This window comes from Leptospira neocaledonica (genome assembly GCF_002812205.1).
Classification (GTDB): Bacteria; Spirochaetota; Leptospiria; order Leptospirales; family Leptospiraceae; genus Leptospira_B; species Leptospira_B neocaledonica.
Genome location: NZ_NPEA01000006.1, coordinates 244462 through 271030 on the forward strand (window position 1 = coordinate 244462; position 26569 = coordinate 271030).

Below are 26569 nucleotides of genomic sequence, written 5' to 3' on the forward strand. Positions count from 1 at the left end.
CGAAAGCTAAAACCAGTCTATCATCCGTACATAAAGAGGGCAAGGTCTTTTAAGTCCGAATTCACGTCGAACTCATTACAACCTTGCCCTTGATAGCGAGACTTAAATCCGAAAAACTTACTTTATTTAGGAGTAACTTTCACGAAATATTTTTTAGAATCTTCCCAAGCCTTCAGGATCTCTTCTGAAAGTTCAGATCCGGTCAACTTAGTGTGTTCAGTAATCAAAGACTTTATGATATCGTAATCTTCGTTTTCAAGATCCACGATTTTCACGTATTCTTTATTGATTAAAGGTTCTAATTCCCAGTCTTTTTGGAAGAAGTAAGCTTTTCCTCCGGTCATACCGGCACCCATGTTCTTACCGACTGTTCCCAAACAAACGATAGTTCCACTAGTCATGTATTCTAAGAAGTGGTCCCCTGCTCCGCCTACTACTGCGTCTGCTCCTGAGTTTCTTACTCCGAATCTTTCGCCTGCTCTACCGGAACTAAAAAGTTTTCCGGAAGTAGCACCGTAAAGACAGGTATTACCGATGATCACGTTCTCATATGCTTTCAGTTTGGAACGTCTATGTTTGCGGATCACGATGGTTCCACCGCAGAGTCCTTTTCCAACATAGTCGTTTGCATCCCCGTGAAGAGTGATTTGCACTCCTTTCACGAGCCATGCTCCTAAGGACTGGCCTGCAGTTCCTTCGAGAATAATTTCCAGTTTTCCAGGGAGACCTTTGGATCCATATTTGCGTGCGATAATTCCGGAAACTTTTGCTCCCACAGTTCTGTTCGTATTCTTCACAGAATAAGAAAGAGACATGGAAGTTTTTCCTTCTAACGCAGGTTCAGCATCTTTCAGGATACGATCATCCAGAACTTCTCCGACGGATTCTCTTCTTACGAATCTATCTTTTTTCTTCTTAGGGTCGTAAAGAAGAGGAAGACGAACAAGGATCGGATTCAAGTCCAAAGAATCCAAACGGTCTTGCTCATAACGTGTAATCTGTTTCAGAAGGTCAGTTCTTCCGATGATCTCGTCCATAGAGCGGAAACCAAGTTGTGCCAAACGTTCTCTCACTTCCATGGCGAGAAGAGTCATCAAATTTGCGACTTGATCAGGAGATCCTTTATACTTCGCTCTAAACTTAGGATCTTGAGTAGCAATTCCTGTAGGACAGTTGTTCAAATGGCATTTTCTCGCCATGATACAACCTAATGCCACGAGAGAAGCAGTCCCGATTCCGTATTCTTCTGCACCTAAACATGCAGCGATGATCACGTCCCTTCCGGAAACGATACCACCGTCGGTACGGAGAACCACTCTATCACGCAGACCATTCATTACTAAAACTTGATGTGTTTCGGAAAGTCCAAGCTCCCAAGGAGATCCCGCATGTTTGATAGAAGTAAGAGAAGCCGCTCCGGTTCCTCCCACATGCCCTGAGATCAGGATCACATCGGCGTTTGCTTTTGCAACACCTGCGGCGATCGTTCCCACTCCCGCCTCGGATACCAGTTTAACTGATACTTGAGCAGTATGGTTTGCTTGTTTCAAGTCGTAGATCAACTGAGACAAGTCCTCGATAGAATAAATATCGTGGTGAGGAGGAGGAGAGATCAGATCGATTCCCTGAGGAGTGTGACGATTCGTCGCGATCTCCTCGTTATTCTTCTTACCGGGAAGTTGTCCACCTTCTCCAGGTTTTGCTCCCTGAGCGATCTTAATCTCCAATTCTTTTGCAGAGTTCAGATATTCAGAAGTTACTCCGAATCTTCCGGAAGCTACTTGTTTGATAGAAGAATTCGCCAAATCACCTTTTGAATCCACAACGTAACGAGATGGACTTTCTCCACCTTCTCCGGAGGAAGACTTTGCACCTAAACGATTCATTGCGATCGCAAGGTCAGTGTGCGCTTCGATAGAAAGAGCACCGTGGCTCATACCCGGAGTTAAGAAACGTTTTTGGATCTCCGAAACAGTTTCTACTTCTTCAATTGGAACAGATGCACGATCCACGAAATCAAATAGATCTCGGATATTGATCGGATCACTTTCTTCCATCAGTTTAGAAGCTTCTAAGAATGCTTCGTAGTCATTATCCACCGCAGCTTTGCGGATGAATTTTACTACTTTAGGAGACCATCTATGAGGTTGGTCGTCCTTCTCGGAGATAAAGTCTTCCGGATTAATCTCTTTGTTAAATGCGGAGTCGTGGTTGCGTAGAATATTCTGCTCGATACCACCGATTCCAATTCCTGAAATTCTGGAATAAGTTCCCGGGAAGTATTTAGATATCAGAGTTCTAGAAAGTCCAATCGCCTCGAATACCTGTCCACCCACATAGGAAGACATGATGGAAATTCCCATCTTGGACATGATCTTCAGAAGTCCGTCATCCACCCCTGCACGGTAATTAGTACAAAGAGTAGCGAAAGAAGGACGAGTTCCGTCTTCAAGATCGAAATCTCCTTTGGACCATAGGTCATGAAGAGTGTCCCAGATCAGGTAACTATTCACACCGGAAGCCCCATATCCAAGTAGAACGGCCACATTATGGATTTCGAATGCAGATCCTGTTTCTACAAGAATGCTAGTCGCTGCACGTTTTTTATTGCGGATCAAGTGGTTATGAACTGCCGCCACCGCCAACTCCATAGGAATAGGAGCACGATCTTTGTTCAGTTTTTTGTCGGAAAGAATCAGGATATTTACTTCCGATTCTGCAGCTTTTACCGCATCCGCAAGCAACTGATCTAACGCAAGTTCCAGATAATTTCTGGCTGCATCAGGCTCATGATGAGCTTCAAATGTCGCGTCTAAGGTAACTACTTTGTATTGTTTTCCGTCCTTCTCCCTGATCCTTTGTAATCCAAGATTGGTCAGGTACGGATGAGAAAGTACAAGACAGTTCTGAGGTTTTTCGTCTGCGAAAAGATTTGTCTTCTTAACAAGACGAGTATAAAGAGAAGTTACTCCCTTCTCCCTTAGATAGTCGATCGGTGGGTTCGTAACTTGCGCAAATCTTTGGCGGAAGTAAGTATATAATCCAATCCGAGAAAGCATCAAGATAGACAAAGGAGTATCATCTCCCATGGAACCGATTGCTTCTTTACCTGCGATCGCTTGAGGTTTGATCACCGCTTTTTGTTTGTACGGAGAATATGCAAATAGGATCTGTCTTCTTCTCAGATCGTCTCCGCTATAAGTTACGGTTTTAGCGATAGACTCGTCAATGGTTTGGTCCAGGTATTCTACATTCTCTTTGGACCATTCTCTATAATCGTATTTTTTCTCGAATAGAGCGTTGACGTCCTCGTTGAAGTAGATCTTCCCTTCTTTCAGATTGATCGCAAGCATATCGCCAGGACCCAATCTTCCTTTTTTGGTGATGATCTCTTCGTCGATATGAACTAAACCAGTTTCGGAACCCATTACGACTAGTCCGTCTTCGGTCACAACATATCTTGCAGGACGAAGTCCGTTTCTGTCTAAACTTCCTCCGACCCAGTCACCTTCTGCAAAAGCAAGTGCAGCAGGTCCGTCCCATGGTTCAGTTAGAGTGTTATTGTATTCGTAGAATGATTTCAGTCCTTCGGACATCTGAACGTTCTTACTCCAAGCGTTCGGGATCAACATCGCTTTAGCATGAAGAACGTCCTTACCGGAACGTACGATCGCTTCCATCGCGTTGTCCAAACTTGCGGAGTCGGATAAATGAGGTCGAATGATCGGATGGATTTCTTTTTGGAAATCTCCCCATTTTTCGCAGGCGAGTTCTTCTTCTCTTGCGAGCATCCAAATTCTATTTCCTACGATCGTATTGATCTCTCCGTTATGAGCAAGAATACGGAAAGGCTGAGCCAATGCCCAGCTTGGGAATGTGTTCGTCGAATATCTTTGGTGAAAGATACAATAAGGAGAAACCATCTCCTCACTTTTTAGATCCTCATAAAATTGAGAGACCTGGTTTCCATTAAATAATCCTTTAAAAGTGATCCTTTCAGAAGAGAAGGAACAAATATAGAAGTCCTCGCTCATGGAAAGTTTCAGAGCATCTCTCATCACTTTCTTTTGGATCAGGAATAATTTAGTCTCGAAATCCTCGTTTGACATCCCATCCGGCTTTCCGATCAATACTTGTTCGATCTGAGGACGAGAAGCATTTGCCTTAGGCCCTAAAACCTCAGGATTTACGGGAACATATCTCCAAGCATACAGCTTGAAGTTAAATTGCATAAGTGCTGATTCAATGAGGCTTCTGCAAACATCTTGTTTGTCTATGTCCTCGCGCGGTAGGAACACCATCCCCACACCGATAGAATCTTCGTCAGGGCGTCTATGGCCCATCTCCTCGATGTACTTCGCAAACAGTTTTTTAGGAATACGGATCATGATCCCGGCGCCGTCTCCGGTTTGCATATCTGCATCTACGGCTCCCCGGTGGGTAAGGCATGCGACCGCCTTCAAACCCATGGATACAACTCGGTGATTGGACTCGCCCTTATAAGAAGCGACGAAGCCTACTCCGCAGTTATCGCGCTCGAAGGACTTGTCATATAGACCGTTTTCCTCCAAGTACTTTTGGATCCGCAACTGTTCGTCAAGGTTTAACATCCGCTAAGGTTCCTCTTTAGGGTTGATATAGAATCCGGGACACTGCTCTTGCCTTGGTCCACGGACAGAGGAAACCCCCACCCACGCGATGTTTGGCTGAATTTTGTAGCAAATGTCCGATTCTTAGACCAGTAAATTTACGAGTGCCTAGTTTGAAAACGATCTTTTTAAAGGAATCTACGACCAAATCGCATATATACGGCTTATATCCGCTTTGTCCGTCTAAGTTCCTATGACAGAAGAATCTAAAGGATCCAAAGCTTTACTTTGGCTTGTTGCCTGCGGCTTTTTTATGCAGACTCTGGACGGGACGATCGTTAACACTGCTCTGCCTGCGATCGCAAAAAATTTAGACGCAAGTCCTCTGAGAATGCAATCGGTGGTCGTTGCCTATCTTCTTACCATGGCGATGATCATTCCCGCTTCCGGTTGGATTGCAGACAAATTCGGAATACGCCAGGTTTTTATCGGAGCCTTGTCCTTATTCGCTTTAGGTTCTCTATTCTGTGCCCTTTCCCAGAACCTTACCCAGCTTGTTCTCTCTAGGATTTTGCAAGGTGTTGGAGGAGCACTTTTGCTTCCAGTGGGACGTCTTGCACTTCTTCGTTCGATTCCTCAGGACCAATTTTTACAAGCGATCAGTTTTGTGGCAGTTCCGGGTTTGATCGGTCCATTAGTAGGTCCTGTTTTAGGAGGGTGGTTAGTAGAAACTGCTTCCTGGCATTGGATCTTTTTGATCAATCTTCCGGTTGGTGTCGCAGGGATCATTGCATCTTCTATTTATATGAAGGGAAATCCACTTCCAAATTCTTCCGCATTCGATCTGAAAGGTTACCTTCTTTTGGCTTTCGGTATGGTTACTTTTTCTTTAGCCTTGGACGCAGGCTCTAGTCTTGGCTTGCAAAAGGCGGGAGTTATTCTCCTTACCATATTCGGACTCGCAAGTATCGCTGCTTATTGGATCCATGCGGCCAGAAGTTCTAAACCACTCTTTTCACCCCGAATTTTTTCTATTCCTACCTTAAGCATCGGTCTTTTGGGAAACTTGTTCTCTAGGTTGGGAAGTTCCAGTATGCCGTTTTTAGTCCCATTATTCTTACAAGTGAATATGGGATATTCTCCTTTTAAAGCGGGCTTAATGCTTTTACCTATGGCAATCGCAGGAATAGGGATCAAAAGATTTGCTCCATTATTAATTTATAAATTAGGTTATAGAAAAGTTTTAGTAACCAATACATTGTTGATCGGTCTTAGTATGAGTAGTTTTTTCTGGCTAAACTCTTCCGAAATTTGGTGGATCTTTTCCTTTCAATTATTCTGTTTTGGTGCGTTCAACTCTTTCCAATTCACAGCAATGAATACTCTTACATTAAAAGACCTAAACGGAGAATTTACAAGTAGTGGAAATACGATGCTTTCCATGGTGCAGATGTTAGCCATGGGAATGGGAGTTGCCTGTGCGGCAGGCGCTTTGGATGCATTCAGAGATTTATTCGGTCAAGATACGGAGAGTATGCTTTGGGCATTTAGAAGCACATTTGCTTGTATGGGTGTAATCACACTTTCTTCCAGTTTTATTTTCTGGCAGATCAAAAATGAAGACGGAAGAAGCGCAGTATTAAAAGACTCAGTATTAGATTGAAGATCAAAACTTATTTTAATTTCTACGGATAGAAAGGACCGGGTTCAAGAAAAGATCTGTTAAGATCTTTCTTTGGCTGGCATCTGGAATTCTAGAAAGAAGTTGGTCCATTTTTCCTTTGATCTGAGTGAAATCAGGATATTCATCCATAACCCTCAAAATATGAGGCCAAGCTTTTTTTACAAGTTCCGCTACAGCTGGGCTCGCAGTTCTTGCCTTATTCCAAGAAGCTTCTAATTGGTTTCGGATACGGAAAAAATCACGTCCTAGTTCTAGGACCTTTCTAAGTCTGGATTCAGAAAGACCGGTACGAGCACCTAACTGACCGAGTGTTCCATCCCATTCGACAACTTCTCCTCTAGATTCTTTTAAAAGAGAAGTTTGTAATTGGACGAGTGCATTTTCTTCTACAGGTAGAGAGGCGACCCAACGTTTGTATTCTTCCAGTTGTCCTGCTTTTTGGAATACTCTAACCTTTCCAACCTGATCCATATATTTGGAAAATGGAATGCTTACAGGAGGCTCGGAGAAACTAGGAGAATCTCCTCCAAAGTCCCCGTCGAAATGGAGATCTTCTACATCGGAAAGAATATCTTCTCCCATCTGAACTGGAGAATCGTCGTCCTCCAATTCTTCCACCTTCATGACCAAAGGTTTGCCGGAGAATAATTCACCATATTTTTTTAATATTTCTTCTAGGATTGGAGTTTCAGGTCCTTTACGAACCGGAACAGGAATGGGTCTTGCGGCCGCACCCGCTGCAGCAGTTTCTCTTGCGACTTCTCCCAAAGCAGCTGCTTCTCTTTTTTTGCCGGTAGAGATCTCGACCAGATAGATCATTCCCTCTTCCGCTTCGAATCTATGACCTGCCGGAAACGTAAATCCGAGTCCTTCTAAGATCTCTTCCGAAATTTTAGAATATTTTTTCTTACGAGGAGTTTGTTCTGCAACGGATTCTTGTTCGATGAGTTTGGTTTTTACCTTATTCAAAGCTCCCAAGAAGTTCCGATTCATGTACGAAGAAAGTTCTTGGGAACCCATTCCAAGAAACTGAGCGAACTGAGGAAGTTGATCGAAAAAATGATCCGTCTTTTGAACGTTGCTTGAGATATAAGAGCGTAACTTTGCTTTAAGAGCTTCTTGCTCTTTGGCGGGAATTTTTTTAGCCGAGATCAAGGTCCCGAAAAGTTGTATATGAGTATGGAAATAACTTAAAAATTCCCCGTACGCCGTTAGAACGTATTCTCCATGGGAATTTTTTTCGATGACCTTTCTGTCTGGGCCTGCCATAATCCGGATTCGCAGTCAAGTTTTTACGACCCTAGACCGGAATTCAAGACAATTAAGTTACGAATCCTTCTTAAACAGTCTTAGGTAAAGTTTCTTCGCTGGGGCTTCCGCTGATGATCCTGTATCTCAGGAATGTATTACAAGTGGCTTCTTCAGAATAACGAACCAGATCATAATCCGGGCGAGGAGAGCGGAAAAAAGAAGAATGCGACAGGCGTTCTGTCACTTCTTTACGGATATGAGCTCTCGCTTCGTTTCTTCTAATATAAACGGAAGGAACTACGATATCATTTTTATAGGATAAAATATTATTTCTGTAGATGGCTACGGTTAGACGGATCCGGTAGGATTTATTCTCCGTCAGGTCTTTTGGTTCCAGAAATTCCATACCGAGGCCCTTTGTTTCGAAAATCTTTCCAGACTTTCTATAACCAAAGTATCGGATTTTCCACCCCCAGATCTCAAATTCGGGCGATAGAATTTTTTTACTTTTGGAAAATTTAGATCCTACCGATAGAGCCAACCCATTTCAAGGTAACATAATCTTATGCAAACTCCAAGGGGTTGCAAGGAAAGAAGAATCGCCCGTGTCGGAAACATAAAATGCTCCAGTGGAGATTTGATTTGTAGGTATAGAAATCTGATTCAACTCGGTAAAATTCCCATCTCTTTTAAACACCTTAAATCCGTTATTCACAGTTCCTTCTAAGGTATATAAATTTCCGGATTTATCGGTTGTGATCTGCTGAAACGGAGTAGTAGTGGATTGGATCAGATTACTCCATTCTAAAGTATTAGAATTGAATTTCGAAATAGAAGTATGAATATCACTATCCCCCATTCCTATTAACATATGATAAAAATTTCCGGCAAAGTCCGTTTCCAAATCAATGGTATTCATGATGAAGGATTCTCTATAAGAATTATCTAAATAATTCCCTTCCCCTCCTCCATTAACAGAAGAGAAATTTAAATAAGTAAACATATCTTCTTCTCCAAAATCCACAAAATCACTAAATACTTTTCCGCCGGTCACGGCAATATTCGTAAAAGGAACAAACGAATTCGCAGGCAACGTTCGAATTGTAACTCCGGTAAAATCCGTCTTGACTTTTACTAAAACTTTTGCATCAGAAGAATTTCTTCCCGAAATATACAAGAAGTCCCCATCGATCTCCATATCGGAACCTTGAACGGAAGATCCTTGGAAAGAAGGTAAAACAAAACTGGAAATATGAGCCCCATTCGGATTCAGCTTAGTGATCTGTTTTGTTGCGTGAAGAATGTAAAAGTTCTTTTTATCATCACGAACGATTCTCAAAGGAGAAATCCCAACTAAACTAGGAGAACAATTCGAAAAGATAGGAGAAGCGCAAGAGAGTATAGAAGATCTTTCCGTATCTACAGCAAAAACATTTCCATTACGATTATCTGTTGCGATACTTTGGATGGTAGAACGGCCAGCAGGGTTAATCTTCATGGTTACAGAACCTCCGGCCATTCCGCTATGGAATCTCACCAAATAAGGTCCGTTATCGGGAAAAGTATTTTGCTGAATCGCAACTAAGATCTGATTTCCACTCATAGTCATATCGATGATCTGGCCTACGGTAATCTGCTTGAATGCGATTTGATTCGGAGTATCTCCGCTTATATCGTATTGGTACAAATTAAAAGAAGAATTATCTGCAACTAACAGACTATCGTCGGAAGGATGTATATAGATTGCATAAGGTTCCCTAAATGTCCCAGGTAAATCCCAAGTCTTGAGTAAATTTCCCGAAGAAGAATATTTGAAAATACGATCTGTACCTGTATCAAAATTTGCTTCGCTTATATACAAATTTCCGGAAGTATCCAAGGCAAGATCTTTAGGCTCGGAATCCGCAGGAAGATCGATCAAACTTGTTTGAGAACAATCTGAATTTAGTTCGAATACTTTCATTCCTGCCAAAGCAAAAATACGATTAGAAGCATCCACAACCATTGCTTTAGGAGAGATACCCGTCCAAACACCGATCATATCTCCATTCACACTCAATAGATAAACATTCGTACCGCTTGCAACTAGTACCGAATTTCCCCAAGAAGAAACCGAAATCGCAGTTCCCGGAAAACCATTCTTAAACCTAGAATAAAGAGATGTTCCTCCTCCAAGTGTATTTAACTTTGCAGAACAAGAGGTATTGAAACCGACTGTTCCTGTATCAAAAAGACTGATGGGAGAAATTTTACCCTCAAGATCCACAACTTGAATGGCATACTGAAATAAACTTTGGGAATTGGAAACTGAATCCATAAAAACAGGATCGGTTACTGAACCAATCTGTTGGAAAGAAGATTCGAATACTGATTTTCTAAACACTTTATATTCTTGAGCAGGAACCGCTTCCCAACGAATTTCCACCTTATCACTGAACGCCGCGTCAGACGCGCTTACCCAAGCGGGAGTTCCCGCTTCTCCTGGAGGTGGGACTTCTTCCCCGGGAGGAGAAGAAGGAGAAATTGCCGCAAGAAGCGCGGACACAGGATCTAAACCTCCTCCCTCGGAGGAACATCCCGTTACAGAAATAAAAAAGATCCCGAGCACCGGTAAGATCTTTATAAAACGTATTTTTCTATTTAATAGATTCATCAAGTTCCCATCTAACGTTTTTTCCAATAGCCTAATCCGTTGGGAATTTTTCCGAGTTTTTTAAAAAATTCCCATAACCGCTCGGAATGAACGACACAAATCGGGGAACAAACGCTTGTTATACGGATTGATCCGATAGTTTGATTTCAAAACTTCGGAAAAATCGCAACGTTATGTGTATATATAGATTCCCCGGCTAGTTAACTGCACAACAAATCGTGATCATACTATTTTTGTATTTTTTGATTCTTTCAGAAAAAAAGTGAGGAAAAGCTCACATTTACTATAACGTCCGCTACAACATATCTTCTGCGCGAAGTATATTTAAATTCGAAAGAATTGTCAGGATTCAGGAAATGATTTTAGAGCCAGTGTACATTCTTCTTTCTTTAACCCAAGGAAGTCCCGGAAGCAATAGAAGAATATAAGAGATGGGAAGAGATTCAAAAATAATCTCTCCGTAAAGACTACTCATTTCGGTGATCCCTAAAAGCTTTGAGATCAATATAAAAGAAACAAAAAGAGAAAAAGAAAATACGAATGCAAAACCGAGAGCGATTAGATGGCGAATCCAAAAATTCTTCCAAATAAGTTTTGTACCGATCAAATTATGAAATTGAAAACTTACGTAAGCGGCACGAATCGAAAGAAGAAGTAAAGCGAATGCCAGAAATATATTATTTCCTCCTCCCGCAGCGATCCCGAACCAAGTCAAGGTAGTCCCAACAAGTATGATCAAAGAATAAATACATAGAAGAATAACGGAGACCCTACTTCTGGAAAATCGGATCACGATTCCGAAGATAAAAAGAAGGAGAACATCCATATAGAAATTCCTAAAAGATCCCAAGAGAAATGCAAAAAGAATACTCTGCAAAAACCCGATTAAAAACAAAATATAGGAAGCGGAGTTCAGGAAAAACTCCGCCTCTTCAGGAGATTCTATCTTACCAAAAAAACGTTTTAGGAAATTCATATCCGGTTCCAGCAATCCTTGTTACTCCTCTTTTATAGTCAATTTAATCAATTTGTCCGCCCTTTTGGCTGTTACATTTCAGGGTAGAATATACTACAAATCCTCAAAAACCTCGCAGATTCCGACTTATTCGGGAAAAATCCTAAATGACAAGCGGTTCGTTCCCTTCTTAATGGAACTAGAGAGCACTCATGAACTTCCGATATAATCATTCTCCATTCTCTTACCAACGCCGCAGGACCAGAGAGGTAAAAGTAGGAGATATCGGCATCGGTGGGAATAATCCAATCCGCATACAATCCATGATCACTGCGGATACAAGGGATACTGAAAATTCAGTCAGACAAATTCTAGAGTTAGAAGCTGCAGGTTGTGAGATCGTTCGATTGACTGTTCCTTCTCAGCCGGACGCGGATAACTTGCCGAATATCCGTAAGGAACTTAAAAAGTTAGGAAGCAAGGTCCCTCTCGTAGCGGATATCCATTTTACTCCAAGTGTAGCGATGAAATCGGTAGAATGGGTGGAGAAGGTCCGTATCAATCCGGGCAACTTTGCCGATAAGAAAAAATTCGCAGTTAGAGATTATACCGATCTGGAATACAAAGAAGAATTAGAAAGAATCTCCGAAGTATTCAGTCCGTTAGTACTTCGTTGTAAAGAATTAGGAGTCTCGATGAGAATCGGGACCAATCACGGTTCCTTATCCGATCGAATCATGAACAAATACGGAGATACACCACAAGGAATGGTGGAGTCAGCGATCGAGTTTATTCGGATCGCTGAAAGTCTCTCTTATAAAGATATTATAGTAAGCATGAAGGCTTCCAATCCCCAAGTGATGGTCCAGGCTTACAGATTATTATGCAGCCGCTTCATGGAACTGCAGATGGATTATCCATTACATCTAGGAGTGACAGAAGCTGGAGACGGAAAAGACGGAAGGATCAAATCCGCAATCGGTATAGGCTCCTTATTGGAAGATGGTCTCGGCGATACGATCCGAGTTTCCTTAACAGAAGATCCAATCCACGAAGTTCCAGTCGCAAGATTACTCGCTGACAAATACAATCGACTTAGATTTCCGGAAACACAAAGCCAAGGTTATTCCGAATTCAGAAATCCTTACTCTTACCAAAGATTTTATAGCAGACCGATCCAAGTAGGGAATCTTCCACTTGGAGAAAACCATGCGGTCCGCATTGAATCCGTTCTACCTTTCGAATCTGAGAACGGATTCTCTCAAGCTCTTTCTTCACTTAAAAATTATGCGAAATCTAGATCCTTGGAGCTGGAAATGGTTTCTGTACCACTTCCTTCCGACGAATTTCTGAGAGAAGAATGTATTTCTGCGAGTAAATCCTCCTCTGTTCCCATGGGAGTCATTGTAGAACAAAACGAATTATTACTCGAAGATGTATTAGAGGACCTGATCCCTTTTCCTAAAGTAACAGTGGATCCATTTCATCATTTCCAAAACAGGGATTCTTTATTAGAATTTTTGCATAGAAGAGAAGGTAAAGGAATTACTGAGCTCAGCGTACAAGCCTATCAGATAGAAAGTCTGAAAGGATTGCCCGAAGAATTCAAAAACGCAGGGATTGAATCGGTAACATTCTCAGTCCAAACATTTCATATACTACACGATTACAGAAAATTAGCACGTATACTTAGCGATTTTGATTACCCTATCTTCTTGAGTGCAGAATACCAAGACATGGAAACTGCATTGTACGAATCCTCTATAGGAATCGGCGGAATGTTGACCGACGGAATCGGCGACATGCTCAGGATCAAAGTGATTGATAGCGAACCGGAAGCAGTATTACAACTTGGGTTCGATATTCTGCAAGCAACAAGACTTAGACTTACAAAAACGGAATACATCTCCTGCCCTTCTTGTGGAAGAACTCTATTCGATCTGCAGACCACGACTGCACGTATCAAAGAAAAAACAGGCCACCTGAAAGGAGTTAAGATCGCAGTCATGGGCTGTATCGTAAACGGCCCTGGAGAAATGGCAGACGCGGATTTCGGCTATGTAGGCGCCGGCCCCGGTAAAGTGCATTTATATAGAGGAAAAGAAATCGTGCTCAAAAACGTTCCTTCCGACGATGCGGATGAAAGATTAGTCCAGCTAATCAAAGACTCCGGAATGTGGATGGAGAGAGAATCAGTGGCTAGCGAAAATACTTTTTGAACTCTTGTTTTCGCGAATTCCACTATAACTCAAATATCCCAATTGGGTAATTAGATCCCGCCTAACGTAAAAATTCCAAACTTTCGGAAGAAAGTCGGTCGATTTTCTTCTTATTCTGTCTGGCCTCCCTCCTTTAGGATATATAAGTCGATAAGAATATTTTAAAATTGGAATTCTTAAAATGAAAAAGTGTCGCTCCTTGTGTATGTTATTCTTCGTATCCTTTTCTCTCTGGAACTGTGAACCTGATCATAAAAAATATAATCTGGAAACTTCCGCTCTTTTAGCTCTAACAAGCACTACAAGTGTCCCCCCTGGATCCTCTTTCAAATTACCCGACGCCAACCAAACCATTTGTTACGATACAAGCGGAGTAACGCGTGCCTGTATTGGGACAGGAGAAGATGGAGAATTTACAAATACTCCGGCCCCATTCCTATTACAGATCCAGGATTCCGGAGAAACCATACTAGAAGAAAGTTCCGAACTAACTTGGCAAAGGTGCCCGTTCGGAATGGTTTGGACCGGTAGCACTTGTATTGGCTCTAGTCTCAATGTGTATTGGCAGGTAGCTAACGCTTATTGTAATTCTTTAACCACTGCAGGACGAAACTGGAGACTTCCGACAGCCAGAGAAGCCTCTCTACTCGCAGATCATTCTCAAAATACTTTTCTACCAAACACTTACTTTCCAAATGGGCAAGGCGCAGGAGGTTGGACTTCCACACCTGCAGTAGGCTTTTTCGGGAGATATTTAGTATCTTCTGGAGGGAATGTAACTCCGATAGATGAAACTACAAATTTTCCTTTTCGTTGCGTATCCGGACCCAAGGCGCCAAATGCAAGCTTTACCGATATAGGGGACGGCACCATAGAAGAGGCAAATACAGGACTTCTTATCAAAAAATGTGCGTATGGACAAGCGGACGATTCCTCTTGTACCGGAAGTGCAAGTCCATTAAATTGGCAGCAAGCGTTAGACTATTGTAATAATCTAAACTTTGCTTCCAGAACAGATTGGAGACTCCCATCAATAAGAGAATCTTATTTCATATCGGAACCTTCGATAGGAAATTCAAATCTTCCGATTTCTATTTTTCCAAATAGCAGTCAGGCAGCAATTTCTTGGACTGGAACTACCTACAATAGTACTCTATCAACAGCTCATGCACAAATGGTCTATCAAATGTATGTATACTCAAAGACTGATTCCGCTAATGTTCGCGCTCGTTGTGTAGCAGGTCCTTAGTTGAATTTTTACGCGTAAAAGTATTATATTATTTTCGCACAGAGCCCACCGAGAGCACAGAGGTTTGATCAGATATAGGAATTCCTACATAAATCAAAATACTCCGTGACCTCTGTGTTCTCAGTGCGAACCTTAATTTTTATAGCTCGTTCGCTTCTACGATAATAAAGTTCGGAGAAACCTGTCTCAATTTTCTCGCGGAATATTTACCCTTGTCCTGAAACACTTTATGTTTCCAAACCTGAGTGGAAAATTCCGTTTTAGAATTTTTGATCTTATCATAGAAATGGTCTGCTATCTTTTGTTTACCCAAAACGGACTGAGTCCTTGCCAACCACAATGCACTTTGCTGCTTTCTGAAAGAAGAAGTCTCCAAACTTTCCGCTTGCTCCAATAAGAAAGAAGCCTTATTCAGATTTCCTTTTTCCAGATATAAAATTGCTTCTAAGAATAGGATAGAAGGGTCTTTGCCTGAAAATTCCTCGTTTGCCTTCTGTAATTCCAGAAGAATATCATCAATCCCTCCCATTCCAGGATCATCATTGATAAGCATTGCTTTTTTATAATGTAGAATCGCTGATCCTTCTTTAGGATTTTTAGACTTTGGGACCTTCTTCCCTTTTCCCTTTTTCGAATCCGAAAGATCCAAAAGTTTATAGCCAGGTTCTCCCCAAGCCATAGGAATTTCCATATAAGGGCCGCTACTAGTAGGTGCAGTACCGACTGAGACAAAAATTTTACGGGCCTCTGCACTCATCACCACAGACTTAACTGAGGTAATCTGACGGATCGTAGAACCCATTGTGCGAACTTCTCCGCTGGAACAATCGATAGTATCATCCAAAAGATTCTGAAGATCTACGACGCTGGTTCCCTTTTTTTTCTTTTGGGAAGAAAGAAGCTGCTCAGCCCGATCAAAACGACTGATACAATGATGATAAAAAACGGGGGCTGCCATGATTTCCCCTTCTTGTAGTTTTTCACTTTGGTAATGATTCGTATTTACAATATGATCTTTTCCTAAATTAGGATAGACCACATCCACATTTCCATAGTTGGTCTCGATAATCGCAGCTTTCGGCCCCTTCTCCTTATGATTGGTTACAATGAGTCCCCAGGTAGAATTGATTTTATGTTTTTTAGCGATACTTACCGCTTCTTCGATAGACCTTGCCTCTGAAATGATCTTATGACCGAAATCGATCACTCCCAAGCCGTTAAAGCCAATCTTTTTATGGAAGCGAGTATGGAATGCAATGGTTAGACCTGCTTCATTAAATGCGGTGATCCCAGGAACATCCGCACCCCTACAAGCTATATAGCCATAACGTAAACCTTTTTCAGGAGTACAAAAGACAACGATCGGACGTTTATCCCAAACTTCTACGCCTGGAAAATCAAAATTGCGAGCGTGATACAATTTGCCGTCCTGACTTTGTTCTCCCCAAACAGCAACACTCGTACAAGCAGGGATCATCTGAGGACTTCTACCCGGACTCATATGTGCAAGCTCGGGAAGAAGTTGGATTGCGCCCAAAAATCCAACTGAGTTTTGAAAAGAATCCATAGTAAAAAGTTCTTTTTCCAATTTCGCAGAACGACCGGCCGCAGTCAGGGCAGCAATCGTTCTCGTCGAAAACTCGGACGGCCGGTGCTTTTTCATTCTTCTGGACATCCAATTTACCAGAAGAGAAGTCGCTCCTTTCGCCAAAAAATTCCGATTGTTACGAGGCAAACTTCCTAACAAAAGATTGCGGGCCATGACTGGATAAAAGTCGAAGATCGGCTCGAACTGCCCGATCGCATTCATGATTTCACCGAATTGTCTTCCCATCTCTTCCTGGGAGCCCTTGAGTTGTATTACAGCTAGAGGATATGTTTCCGAATTCATGTGCCCATCATAACAGAACTTCGTCTTCGCATCGACCGCCTCCATAGGTTCGGATAGCCGAACTTATCGGATCGGACTTCCAACATGGCAGACCGTGTGTCAGAACTCCTACGCGCAATTTGGCAGTGATTCTCCCCACCCTGCTTTTGGGTGGGGGCTGGCTGGTGGTACCCGGTGCGACACTTTTTGACCTACTGGTCACCGACTTCCTTCGGAGTCGTTTCCTCGCTTCTATTGTCGCTGCGGAAGGGGGCTGGCTGGTGGTACCCGGTGCGACACTTTTCCCTTTATCAGAAAATTCCTCCCATTTCAAGAACCTTTCTGGTTGATGATTTTGTTGGAGCTCCTACAAAAATGCGGTGGCAAATTTGGCTTGCTAGGTCTTTTCAAATCTGTTTGGCAGAAAACAGGATAGGAAATCAAATAGCACCCGGCCCAAAAAGCCCATCTATGGAATACCTACATATATTTTTCCTGAAATTTCTGCAATTCGGCGCGGGCGCCGCATTTCTATATGCATATTTGGAAATCATTAGACCAGGCTCCGGAAATAGGATCCTGGTGCTCATCATGGCTCTAACCGGGACCATTCTACTTAGGTACTCGTGGTATCTTCAGAACGATTTATTAGAATTTCCTTATTTATTTATATTCTTACATACCAGCGTGATCTCAGTAGGGCCACTGATCTACACATACATCCGTTCCTTCTTAGAGACAGAAGAAGAAACTCCGAAAGAAAAAGTATTTCGTTACGGACTCCATTTTTCTCCCGTCTTGCTATTTACCGTTTTTGAATGTATTTTCTTTTCGCAAAATAGCTCGGAACTAAAGGCTCAGGTAATACAAGGAGCCAAGGAATTCAGACTAGATTGGGCTCATTTAGGAAGTTTTCTCGCTAGTATCCAGGTTTCCATATATTCCCTATTCTGCCTCTATCTCTACCATAAGGTCAGCAGAAGATACGAAATGTATGAATTAAAACTGATATGGCTGGTATTACTTTTGCCAGTCTTCGCAAACAGCCTAATAGGAACCGCTTACTTCTTAAAGAACAAATATTTGTTTGATCTGGGAGCCTCTCTTATCTGCGTCATGGTGCTCCTATTATTCTTAGTTAGAGAAAGACATCCAGGATTTTTCAGTGAGATCAGCGAGGTCATTCAAAATGCAAAATATCAAAACACTCCTCTTCTTTCTAAAGAGATAGAAGCCGCAAACTTTAAGCTTAAAGAACTCTTAGAAACCAAAACTTTATATAGGGATAGCGAATTAAGATTGGTAGATCTAGCTGCGGAACTCGGACTAAATCTGCACCAAACTTCCAGATATTTAAACGAAGTTCACAAAATGAATTTTTACGAACTCATCAATCGGTACAGAGTGCAAGAAGCTTGTAAACGTCTGATAGAAGAGTCCGAAAATTCCGTATTAGATATCGCATTCGCAGTGGGATTTAATTCCAAATCCACATTTCATTCCCAGTTCGTAAAGTTTATGGGGATGTCGCCTGCATTGTACAGGAAGCAGAAAGGGAATTCTAAGTAGACTTTAAAATACTGCAGAAATTCCTAAATAGTAACCTCGAATTTTTTCTCTTCCTGAATCAGGAGTCTGAGGATATATAGTAAGCGCATCCGTATATTGATAATAAGTAACGTATTGGTCCGAATAATTTTTATACGAAAAATTGGATCTATTATAATTATAGCCGAAGTACAGTTTATATTTTTCGAAAAAAATATAAGAAAAGGAAATATCCAACTCAGACCCCCTGAACACTCCCATCGTATTATGATGTGGGTATACTTTATACAAAAAGGCGAATTCTTCGAAGCTGGATCCTGTCCATTCTAAAGATGTATCATAACCTTGCGACTTAAAGTCCCTACGCCCTTCTGTATAATAAAGCTCCAAACTTAAATTCAAATAAAGAGAATCATATAAACGTAAATTACTTTTGATCGACACTTGAGGTCCTAAGGTTTGGATTTTTTCCGAGTAAATTCCAGATAAACTTCCGGACCACATGCTAGTATCTACCTTTCTTAACCCGGCGCCAAAATACAATTTTTCTCCAAACGGAGTCAGAGCATAAGACAAATAATTTAACTTATAATCGCTTCTTTCTAAATCAGAAATATCTCTCCGCCTAAACCCATAACCTAAATCGTTTCCATAAATATAATAGTAGTGCGCTTTTGTAAGAGCATTTTGAGAAAATAAAAACTCTACTCCATACTTTTTCTCTTCGTCGACAAATTTAAAATACAAAGGATAAATAGTCCGAACATTTCCAGTCAGATTAAAATCACGATTTGCCTGTTGTTGGGCCATATTTGTATTCGATTGGTATTGATACGGATCATATTCGGATTTCATAATTCTAAATCCCAATTCAGATTTTTTCCTAGTAGAAGAGAGATTCTTAGCAGACTCGGAAGTTTGTTCAATTAAACCTGAACCCTGCATTGGAGGACCAGCGTTCGTAGGATCGGCCGGAAATTCTTGAGAATATAAGGATATAGTAAGTAATAATATTGTAATAAATGAAACTAATTTCACGAGAAGTGATTCAACCTTCCAATCAATGCGTTACTCTCCCTATCTAATAGAGTCGAGAGTAAAGTCATAGTTTTTAAAAAAGAGCAACTGACAAGAAGGAATCGTTCGAAATACCTCCTCGCTCATATGGGCTACGGGATACATCCTAATTGTTAAACGAAATTAAAAACCGGTCTTCTTAATGAGTTTAAGTTCTGATTCTACAAATTTCAGGTGAATTCATAAATCCAAGAATCCCTATGGAAGTATCTTGGATCAGCCGTCAGGAAGATGCCAAAATGGCAGTACGAAACTTATTTAAAATTTTCCTAACCTTCATTGCTTTGGAGTCATTTTTAAAAAATAATTGACTATTGGTATATTATTTATAGTCCAATGGTATATTAATTAACGAGGTAGGAACTCATGCAAAAAGTATTGGTAACGGGTGCGAGTGGGCACTTGGGTTTTTCTTTAGTGAAACTTCTTCAAGAAAGAGGTTATGAGGTAACGGCTGCAGTTCGAGATAAGAACAATGCAAAGAAAACAGCTAACTTGAAAAAGTTAGGAGTAAAATTGGTATCTGCGGATTTAGGAGATAAAGAATCTCTTCGCAAAGCTCTTCAAGGACAGGATGGACTCTTCCAAGTCGCAGCGGCATTCAATCTGACCGCTAAAGATCCTCAAAAAGAAGTGGTGGAACCGAATATCAATGGAACCAGGAATATTCTAGAAGAAGCTCATAAGGCTGGAATCAAAAAAGTAGTTTATACTTCGAGTATCGCCGCAGTGGGAACGATTGCAGAAGGAGAATCCCCTTTGAACGAATCCACCTGGAACGATTCTGCAAAAGAGCCTTATGCGATATCCAAGACCCAATCCGAAAAATTAGCTTGGGAACTTTCTGAAAAGTTAGGCCTGAATCTGGTAACTGTTCTGCCCGGAACTATTTTAGGTCCTCAGTTCACTCAACCCACTTCTTCCTTAAAGCTGATCCAAGACATCCTGAAAGGCCAACTTCCGTTCGCACCTAAGATGACTTTTTCATATGTAGATGTGAGGGATGTTGCGATGGCGCATATCTTAGCCTATGAAAATCCTGCTGCACAAGGCAGATATATCGCAACCGGAGAAACATTATCCGTTTCACAAGTTTGTAAACTTGTAAAGGAGATCCATCCTAAGGCAAAAACGACAGGCAAGGAACTTCCTTCCTTTATTGTCCGAGTCATGCCTTACCTGGATGCTTTCAAACACGCAATCACTGGTTTGGACAGACAGATCAATTCCGAGATAGTACAAGATTATCTGCAAAGAAAACAAGAATATAATTCGGATCGATTGGAGAAGGAATTCCAATGGAAACCTATGCCTGTTAAAAAATCGCTCCAAGAGACGGTTGACTGGATGCTGTCCGCTGCCGTATAGTTTCCTGAGAGTGGATAAAAAAAGAGCCAGAAGACCAGAAGAAAAGGAAATCCGCAAGCAGTCCATTGTGGCTGCTTTGCGGGAACTTTTGGTTAAACAAAAACATCCCCTACCGAGCACCCAAGAAATTGCGGAGGCCGCAGGAGTCACCAAGGGTGTGATCTATTTTTATTTCAGAACCAGGGAAGAAATTTTCCTCACACTTCATCTGCAAGAAACGGAATCCTTTTTTAAAGAAATGGCGGAACTACTAGAAGGTCCTGAATATTCCTTATCCAAGCTAAAGGAGAAGATTATTCATCAGTTTTCGAAAAATGAAATTTTCATGTTCGTGGGGTTGATTATTCCGGGAATTTTAGAAAGTAATGTGGATCATGATTTTTTATACGAATTTAAAAAGAATACATCCGATGGAATGGATGAATTAGCGAGGATTTGGCTTTCTAGGGAAACCAGACTTACGATCGCGAATGCAAGAAAATTCATATTACGTTTTTATTTTTTAGGTCTTATGCTTTGGCAACATCATAACCCTCCCAAAGAAGTTAAAGAAGCGTTTTTAAACAAAAATCTTTGGCTTTTAGAGGGAGAATTGGATCAGGTACTTTCCGAATCATTTGACTGGCTTTGGAAAGGAATGAATTCTAACTAATATATCCTTACAAATATTTAAATTCACTATCCCTCTTTCACTTTTTTCGACTGGAACGGTATGTCTGCCGCTCTCGGCCATCTCGAAGACCTTGGCAGTTATACAACCTTGCAAAAATAAAGAAAAGATCGGTAGCGTGCTGACCAAGGAATCTCTACCACGCTACCGATCCAAATTGATTCGCTTTCTATTTTATACAAAGTTCAGCTGGAAATTTTTCTCCACTGGCAAACGTAAGAGTACAAGCCTCCGCTTTTTTAATAGGATCCAATTTATCCCACTCCGCCTTTGCCTCTTCTACAATTTCCAAAGAAGTATCCCAAAAGAGTGGATTATTTGATAAAATTTCCCCGGTTGCTACAACGATAAACCAGAGTTTCAGGAAATTATCTAAAGATTCGTCTTGATAATTCTTGATACTCAGTAGGTTCAGATTCTCGGCATCCGAGCAAGAGAAGCTAACAAAACTAACGCTCAGCACCAACATAACAGACACAAAAAATTTAAACATAGAAAAAATCTCTCGCGACACTTTCGAATGAAAAACAGACCCACATTACAAGTAAATCTATTTGTTTATTTTTTTAGAAAATATTTTTATCCCATATAGTATATAAAAAATATTTTATATACTATTCAAAGTAGGACCTCTCCAAAAGAGGAGAAGTGCATGAATTAACAAATTACAATATTACTTGGAAATGAAATTTTGTATCCCGGAATGTTTCCAGAGAATCCTTTTGATCTCCAGAATAGTGGGCATATGATCTTGGACGGAATGATCCGAGTCTATCAGAAGTTCGGATTCGGCCCCATCCAAATGGGAGCTATCATAAGACACCACTGAATCGTTAATCCATTCCAGGTCCCTAAACTTGGAATTCCCTATGATAGAATGAAAAGGAACTTCTGGCTTTAATTCTCCAGTTACCTTCATAAACAGACTATTAGGAGAAAGTCCATCTACTCCGTAGGTTTCCGGAAGAATGGACTCTTCTTCAGAATCGGAGGTTAAAAACTTATATGCTTTTCCGATATTATCGAGAGCTCCTTTAGGAAGCACGAATAAGATCCTTGCGATAGATGCTAAAAATCCTTCCGCAAGATTAGATCCCCTATGAGGTGTGGCGATAAATACCGCTCTTTTCACAAAAGGTAAAGGTTTGAAATCGAATACTCGTTTAACTTCTTCTTTAGATTCTGCGTTGAGAGAATCGAATTTTTCGGTAGAAACATTTGCGATTTTCATCCAATCTTCTTTTTTACTTCTGGCGACCATCAATTTGGTAAGAAGTCCACCCATACTATGACCCACGATCATCATCTTATCGAAAGACGAATCTTCTCCCTTCGAATCATAAATTTTTCGTAAGTCTCTGAGCGTGTCTCTAAAATCAGCGGCAGAAATTGTGATCGGATTTCCAGTAGGATACCAATATACCCAGAACTGGTAGTGATCCTTGATCTTAGGATCTGCTAAAAGTTCATTGATCATCGGGAACCAAATAAAAGGAGAAGAAGCAAGCCCGTGTACAAAAACAACGGGGATTTTTCCTTTTTTATAAGGATAAACCATATAGAGACCTTTTCTTTCTAAAGCAACTTCTCCATCAAATTTTGCAAAAAATCCGTCCCTTTTCTCCGCACCAGACAACATGTACGCAAGAGGAGTGGTTGTATCACTTTCCATAGGCAAATCCAAACCGGAAAACTGCACCCTGTCCCTATGCACAGGATCATATAGATGGATGACTGCCTTTAAAGTTAAATTACGATTTTCTAAATAAGACTCCTCTAAGGTCAAAAGAGCAGTTCCGGGATATGCTTGCCCTACCCCAGCTACGAATTCGTATTTTCTTCTTTCTTCTGTTTCTTTTTCCGGATGTTTTCGGATCAAGATAAGAGGTGTACCTATCCCAAATTTACTGATTTGATTGGAGAATCCTTCGTTTTTATAATCGTAGGCGACTTCTACTTCCAAGAAATTTTTGGGAGTCCAAGCAGTTTCTACTTCTGCTCTAGTCATAGAGAGTGCGCCTCTAATAAGAGGAAGGCTAAGATCCGTTAAGTTAGCGAGTTTTCTATTCTTTTTGGCAAACCGAACTAATTGCGCAAGAGATCTATTATATGTTTCTAATGCGAATCTAAACTCCATAGAGAATGGATCCGCTGCAGGAATGGCCTTTTTATCAAATAAGTATGTATAAGAATACACTAAGGAAGAAGCAAACATCCTTGCAAACATTGGATCGTCCAGATCCAGTTCGGATCCCGCTTGATAACATAGTTCTGCAAGATAGTAGGCAAGCTCTCTTGTTTTTAATGCTACGAGCCTATTATCCAGATCATAGATGACTACTCTGGGAGTTTCTTGGTATCTTTTATATAGATCGTTACTTTTTAAAAATCTGGTTGTGATCAGACTTAAATTTTCGGAAGAGATTGCGTTTTCACGAACTGTACGAATCTGTTCGTATTTAGAATAGGAAATTGTGGAATAAGTCGTTGTCCTGCACTGTATTAAGAAAGCAAAACTTAGAATGAAAAGCTTTCGTAAGAGCATTTGTTTTCACGCAGAGGCGCGGAGCCGCAGAGTTATTCTATTGGAGCGAGGTCCGCGAGCGTGAGGTCTTCGATTGTGTGTGGATAACCTTCGCGATCGTTATAAAGAACGGAAACTTTGTCTCCGTTAATCTCCTGGATCTCCACTTGAGCGCCGGTGAGTACGATTACCCCTTTTAAAAGAAAACTTCTTTTGGTTAGTTTCGCTTTATCACCCGGCTTCATGTTTCTCCATATAGATATCTTTTCCTTCCTTCTTCATGGAAGAGAAAATATGTATTTGTTTTTGATCCACTCTGGTACCTATATCATAGACTGCGTCCGTAAAGTCCGCACCTTCTATCTTGGCCCCTGCGAGTTTTGCCCAACGTAAATCCGCACCTTTAAAATTAGCGCCAGTCAAATCGGCCCCATTCAAAAAAGCTCCGCGAAGTCGAGCGCCTTCAAAATTGGCTCCTGCAAAATTACAATTGGTTAAGAATGCGTTGTTTAAATTTGCTCCGGAGAAATCCACTCCATGTAGATCTTCTTTTTCTAATATGATAGAAGATAGATCTTCACCTTTTAGGCTTCCGTTTTGGGAAAGAATTTCTTTTGCTTTTGCAGCGGTGATCCTTCTTTCTTTTGGGACTCCAGCTCCGGTCTCGTAATCATGAATTGCTTGTTGTAGTGCTGCTACTGCTGACTCAGGATAATTTTTTCTGCGTTCAGGAAACTCGAATTGTTTTTCAACATCTTCAGTGGTGACGTTCTTGAGTTCCTCGATGGTTTTTCCCTTAGCGATCTCTGTGGCCATTGCAAGTGCCACAATCCCGAACCCACAACCGGTCGTAGTATAACTTGCGTCAGTGACTTTTCTATTCTCGTCTATTTTGAGATAAATACGATACCCGTCTCCACAACCTACATTCCTATAGTTGGAAACCACAGTGGCATCTTCCATTTCTCTATAGTTTAACCTTTGGTCGTTGATCTCTTTGTATCGGTTGAAATCCATTACTGCCATGTTATTTGCCTTTCTTAGATTAGACTTTGTTGATAGAGCAGGAAAGCACTTTTAAGAGAGAAGATTTCTTTTTTAGATGCGTCAGGGATCCGGAGAGTGCGTCAGCAGTCGCGAAGCGACCGGAGCGCAAGCGCAGCTCGGAGGAGCCCGACCTTCGCTGCAAGCGAAGGGGACGCCCCGAGCCTAAAAATCTCTTAGGAGATTTTGTATTTTTTCTTGAACTTGTCCACACGACCGGTTGTATCCAGAATTTTGGATTTTCCGGTGAAGTATGGGTGGCAGTTGGAGCAAATTTCTACGTGGATGTCTCCTACAGTAGTACGAGTCTCGTATACAGCCCCACAAGCGCAGCGAATTTTGGCGTCTGCGTATTTAGGATGGATGTCTGTTTTCATGTTGTCCCCTTTTCCAAAGCCTATTGGGCGTTCATGCTACCCAAGAAAGCCTCGTTAGTCTTAGACTGTCTCATCTTCTCGAGTAATAATTCCATGCTTTCTGTGATGCTCATGGGAGAAAGCACTTTTCGGAGCACAAAGACCTTCTGGAGGGTTTCCTTAGGTAACAGTAGCTCTTCCTTCCTGGTTCCGGACTTGTTGATATCGATCGCAGGGAAAATCCTCTTGTCGGAGAGTTTCCGATCCAGATGAATCTCCATATTACCTGTTCCCTTGAACTCCTCGAAAATCACCTCATCCATTTTGGATCCGGTATCCACGAGAGCGGTAGCGATAATCGTTAAAGATCCGCCTTCTTCGATATTTCGAGCGGCTCCGAAGAATCTTTTCGGTTTGTGAAGTGCGTTAGAGTCCACACCACCGGAGAGTATTTTTCCGGAGGTCGGGATGACCTGGTTATAAGCGCGGGCCAAACGAGTAATGGAGTCGAGTAGAATGACCACGTCCCTTCCGTGTTCCACGAGCCTTTTTGCCTTTTCGATCACCATTTCTGCAACTTGTACGTGGCGGGTAGCCGGTTCGTCGAATGTAGAGCTTACGACCTCGCCTCTTACGTTACGAGCCATGTCAGTTACTTCTTCCGGACGCTCGTCTATCAGTAGTACGATTAGAGTCACTTCAGGGTGATTACTGGTGATCGCGTTTGCCACGTTCTGCATCAGGATTGTTTTTCCTGTTCTAGGTGGCGCTACGATGAGCGCTCTTTGTCCTTTTCCGATCGGACACATTAGATCTACGATCCTTGTATCTAATTGAGAAGGATCATGTTCCATTCTCAATCTTTCGTTAGGATATAGAGGAGTTAAGTTGTCGAATAACGCACGTTTGCTTGCGACGTCCGGTGTGTATCCATTTACGGTTTCCACACGTAGCATTGCGAAAAATCTTTCGGATTCTTTAGGAGGTCGGATCTGACCTTCTACAGTATCTCCTGTTCGAAGTCCGAATAATTTGATCTGAGAAGGAGATACATAAATATCATCCGGTCCCGGAACGTAATTATAATCAGGAGATCTTAGGAATCCATATCCGTCAGGTAATCTTTCCATTACCCCTGCAGCATGGACCTGGCCTTCTCTCTCGGCTTGGGCTTGTAGGATGGCGAATATTAAGTTTTGCTTTTTTAATCCGCCTGTATTCTCTACGCCAAGATTTTTAGCGACCTCGATCAATTCTGCAATCGATGTTTTTTTAAGCGCTACTAGATCAATAGGAGCAGGCGTAGGTCCCTCGTAGGAACCACGACGTCTTTTTCGGGAACGAATCTCCGCCGTTTCCGGATCATCTTCCGGTAAATTCGGTTCTTCTTCGTTATTATCGTTTTGTGCGTCGTTATTGTTGTTTTGATAGTTGTTTCTGGGCTTGGAGTCTCGTCTTGGGTTAGCCATGGAATACCGTTATTGGATTTGGAAGGATGACCTTCCTGTATTC

19 protein-coding genes are annotated in these 26569 nt (G+C 41.5%); 6 read left to right on the forward strand and 13 right to left on the reverse strand.

All coding sequences use genetic code 11. The annotated features are described in order from the left end of the window. Positions 1 to 122: 122 nt before the first annotated feature. Positions 123 to 4610 carry a glutamate synthase large subunit gene (gene gltB / locus CH365_RS12405; RefSeq protein WP_100768878.1) on the reverse strand — a complete coding sequence of 1496 codons (4488 nt, stop codon included), beginning with the start codon at positions 4608 to 4610 and terminating at the stop codon, positions 123 to 125. 232 nt (positions 4611 to 4842) lie between these two features. Between gltB and mdtD the strand changes: the two genes are divergently transcribed. After that, positions 4843 to 6252: a multidrug transporter subunit MdtD gene (mdtD, locus tag CH365_RS12410; protein WP_100768879.1), complete on the forward strand. Its 1410-nt coding sequence runs from the start codon at positions 4843 to 4845 to the stop codon at positions 6250 to 6252. A 15-nt stretch (positions 6253 to 6267) separates the two neighbouring features. Here mdtD and CH365_RS12415 read toward each other — a convergent pair whose 3' ends face one another. The 4 genes from CH365_RS12415 to CH365_RS12430 all read right to left on the reverse strand — a co-directional run bounded on the left by CH365_RS12415 (position 6268) and on the right by CH365_RS12430 (position 11153). Continuing rightward, positions 6268 to 7542: a hypothetical protein gene (locus tag CH365_RS12415; RefSeq protein WP_100768880.1), complete on the reverse strand. Its 1275-nt coding sequence runs from the start codon at positions 7540 to 7542 to the stop codon at positions 6268 to 6270. 70 nt (positions 7543 to 7612) lie between these two features. Then, positions 7613 to 7930, reverse strand: a complete 318-nt coding sequence (locus CH365_RS12420; RefSeq protein WP_100768995.1) for a hypothetical protein — start codon at positions 7928 to 7930, stop codon at positions 7613 to 7615. 141 nt (positions 7931 to 8071) lie between these two features. Then, a complete protein-coding gene (locus tag CH365_RS12425; RefSeq protein WP_244283170.1) occupies positions 8072 to 10204 on the reverse strand; it encodes an NHL repeat-containing protein in 2133 nt (710 codons plus the stop codon). Between the two features lie 322 nt (positions 10205 to 10526). Then, positions 10527 to 11153, reverse strand: coding sequence for a hypothetical protein (locus CH365_RS12430; protein ID WP_244283171.1), 627 nt, complete (start codon positions 11151 to 11153; stop codon positions 10527 to 10529). A gap of 191 nt (positions 11154 to 11344) precedes the next feature. Between CH365_RS12430 and ispG the strand changes: the two genes are divergently transcribed. Together ispG and CH365_RS12440 are read left to right on the forward strand one after the other, a co-directional pair. Then, positions 11345 to 13351, forward strand: a complete 2007-nt coding sequence (ispG, locus tag CH365_RS12435; protein ID WP_100768883.1) for a (E)-4-hydroxy-3-methylbut-2-enyl-diphosphate synthase — start codon at positions 11345 to 11347, stop codon at positions 13349 to 13351. Between the two features lie 181 nt (positions 13352 to 13532). Then, positions 13533 to 14600, forward strand: coding sequence for an Lcl C-terminal domain-containing protein (locus CH365_RS12440; protein ID WP_100768884.1), 1068 nt, complete (start codon positions 13533 to 13535; stop codon positions 14598 to 14600). 139 nt (positions 14601 to 14739) lie between these two features. Here the strand turns inward: CH365_RS12440 and CH365_RS12445 are convergent, their stop codons facing one another. After that, the gene (locus CH365_RS12445) at positions 14740 to 16491 is read right to left on the reverse strand and encodes a C45 family autoproteolytic acyltransferase/hydrolase (RefSeq protein WP_208861206.1); all 1752 of its coding nucleotides are present in this window, start codon (positions 16489 to 16491) and stop codon (positions 14740 to 14742) included. Between the two features lie 450 nt (positions 16492 to 16941). Here CH365_RS12445 and CH365_RS12455 point away from each other — a divergent pair, with 450 nt between their 5' ends. Continuing rightward, positions 16942 to 18039 (forward strand): AraC family transcriptional regulator, encoded by a 1098-nt coding sequence (locus CH365_RS12455; RefSeq protein ID WP_100768887.1) that lies wholly within the window; start codon positions 16942 to 16944, stop codon positions 18037 to 18039. Between the two features lie 3 nt (positions 18040 to 18042). On the opposite strand, the gene CH365_RS12460 is transcribed toward CH365_RS12455, so the two are convergent. Next, on the reverse strand, positions 18043 to 19056 hold the full coding sequence (locus CH365_RS12460) for an LA_2444/LA_4059 family outer membrane protein (RefSeq protein ID WP_100768888.1): 1014 nt from the start codon (positions 19054 to 19056) through the stop codon (positions 18043 to 18045). Positions 19057 to 19461: 405 nt separating this feature from the next. Between CH365_RS12460 and CH365_RS12465 the strand changes: the two genes are divergently transcribed. After that, complete coding sequence (locus tag CH365_RS12465; protein WP_100768889.1) at positions 19462 to 20463, forward strand: SDR family NAD(P)-dependent oxidoreductase; 1002 nt, start codon at positions 19462 to 19464, stop codon at positions 20461 to 20463. Positions 20464 to 20473: 10 nt separating this feature from the next. Beyond that, positions 20474 to 21115 carry a TetR/AcrR family transcriptional regulator gene (locus tag CH365_RS12470; RefSeq protein WP_100768890.1) on the forward strand — a complete coding sequence of 214 codons (642 nt, stop codon included), beginning with the start codon at positions 20474 to 20476 and terminating at the stop codon, positions 21113 to 21115. 187 nt (positions 21116 to 21302) lie between these two features. On the opposite strand, the gene CH365_RS12475 is transcribed toward CH365_RS12470, so the two are convergent. The 6 genes from CH365_RS12475 to rho form a co-directional block, all read right to left on the reverse strand. Continuing rightward, positions 21303 to 21626 carry a hypothetical protein gene (locus CH365_RS12475; RefSeq protein WP_244283172.1) on the reverse strand — a complete coding sequence of 108 codons (324 nt, stop codon included), beginning with the start codon at positions 21624 to 21626 and terminating at the stop codon, positions 21303 to 21305. 180 nt (positions 21627 to 21806) lie between these two features. Continuing rightward, on the reverse strand, positions 21807 to 23678 hold the full coding sequence (locus CH365_RS12480) for an esterase/lipase family protein (RefSeq protein ID WP_100768891.1): 1872 nt from the start codon (positions 23676 to 23678) through the stop codon (positions 21807 to 21809). 32 nt (positions 23679 to 23710) lie between these two features. Beyond that, positions 23711 to 23902: a hypothetical protein gene (locus tag CH365_RS12485; RefSeq protein ID WP_008592353.1), complete on the reverse strand. Its 192-nt coding sequence runs from the start codon at positions 23900 to 23902 to the stop codon at positions 23711 to 23713. Further along, entirely contained in the window at positions 23889 to 24683 is a 795-nt protein-coding gene (locus CH365_RS12490; protein ID WP_100768892.1) for a pentapeptide repeat-containing protein, read from the reverse strand. Before CH365_RS12490 ends, CH365_RS12485 begins: the two co-directional genes overlap by 14 nt. Positions 24684 to 24877: 194 nt before the next feature. Then, complete coding sequence (rpmE, locus tag CH365_RS12495) at positions 24878 to 25078, reverse strand: 50S ribosomal protein L31 (protein ID WP_008592280.1); 201 nt, start codon at positions 25076 to 25078, stop codon at positions 24878 to 24880. A 20-nt stretch (positions 25079 to 25098) separates the two neighbouring features. Beyond that, positions 25099 to 26526 carry a transcription termination factor Rho gene (gene rho / locus CH365_RS12500; protein ID WP_100768893.1) on the reverse strand — a complete coding sequence of 476 codons (1428 nt, stop codon included), beginning with the start codon at positions 26524 to 26526 and terminating at the stop codon, positions 25099 to 25101. Positions 26527 to 26569 lie beyond the last annotated feature (43 nt).

What these genes read in the sequence shown, in the direction of transcription:
- CH365_RS12490 (WP_100768892.1), bottom strand. Translation starts at nt 24,683, where the DNA reads ATGGCAGTAATGGATTTCAACCGATACAAAGAGATCAACGACCAAAGG.
- CH365_RS12465 (WP_100768889.1), top strand. Translation starts at nt 19,462, where the DNA reads ATGCAAAAAGTATTGGTAACGGGTGCGAGTGGGCACTTGGGTTTTTCT.
- CH365_RS12475 (WP_244283172.1), bottom strand. Translation starts at nt 21,626, where the DNA reads ATGTTTAAATTTTTTGTGTCTGTTATGTTGGTGCTGAGCGTTAGTTTT.
- CH365_RS12430 (WP_244283171.1), bottom strand. Translation starts at nt 11,153, where the DNA reads ATGAATTTCCTAAAACGTTTTTTTGGTAAGATAGAATCTCCTGAAGAG.
- CH365_RS12445 (WP_208861206.1), bottom strand. Translation starts at nt 16,491, where the DNA reads ATGAATTCGGAAACATATCCTCTAGCTGTAATACAACTCAAGGGCTCC.
- mdtD (WP_100768879.1), top strand. Translation starts at nt 4,843, where the DNA reads ATGACAGAAGAATCTAAAGGATCCAAAGCTTTACTTTGGCTTGTTGCC.
- rho (WP_100768893.1), bottom strand. Translation starts at nt 26,526, where the DNA reads ATGGCTAACCCAAGACGAGACTCCAAGCCCAGAAACAACTATCAAAAC.
- CH365_RS12480 (WP_100768891.1), bottom strand. Translation starts at nt 23,678, where the DNA reads ATGCTCTTACGAAAGCTTTTCATTCTAAGTTTTGCTTTCTTAATACAG.
- CH365_RS12440 (WP_100768884.1), top strand. Translation starts at nt 13,533, where the DNA reads ATGAAAAAGTGTCGCTCCTTGTGTATGTTATTCTTCGTATCCTTTTCT.
- rpmE (WP_008592280.1), bottom strand. Translation starts at nt 25,078, where the DNA reads ATGAAAACAGACATCCATCCTAAATACGCAGACGCCAAAATTCGCTGC.
- ispG (WP_100768883.1), top strand. Translation starts at nt 11,345, where the DNA reads ATGAACTTCCGATATAATCATTCTCCATTCTCTTACCAACGCCGCAGG.
- CH365_RS12485 (WP_008592353.1), bottom strand. Translation starts at nt 23,902, where the DNA reads ATGAAGCCGGGTGATAAAGCGAAACTAACCAAAAGAAGTTTTCTTTTA.
- CH365_RS12455 (WP_100768887.1), top strand. Translation starts at nt 16,942, where the DNA reads ATGGAATACCTACATATATTTTTCCTGAAATTTCTGCAATTCGGCGCG.
- CH365_RS12415 (WP_100768880.1), bottom strand. Translation starts at nt 7,542, where the DNA reads ATGGCAGGCCCAGACAGAAAGGTCATCGAAAAAAATTCCCATGGAGAA.
- gltB (WP_100768878.1), bottom strand. Translation starts at nt 4,610, where the DNA reads ATGTTAAACCTTGACGAACAGTTGCGGATCCAAAAGTACTTGGAGGAA.
- CH365_RS12420 (WP_100768995.1), bottom strand. Translation starts at nt 7,930, where the DNA reads ATGGAATTTCTGGAACCAAAAGACCTGACGGAGAATAAATCCTACCGG.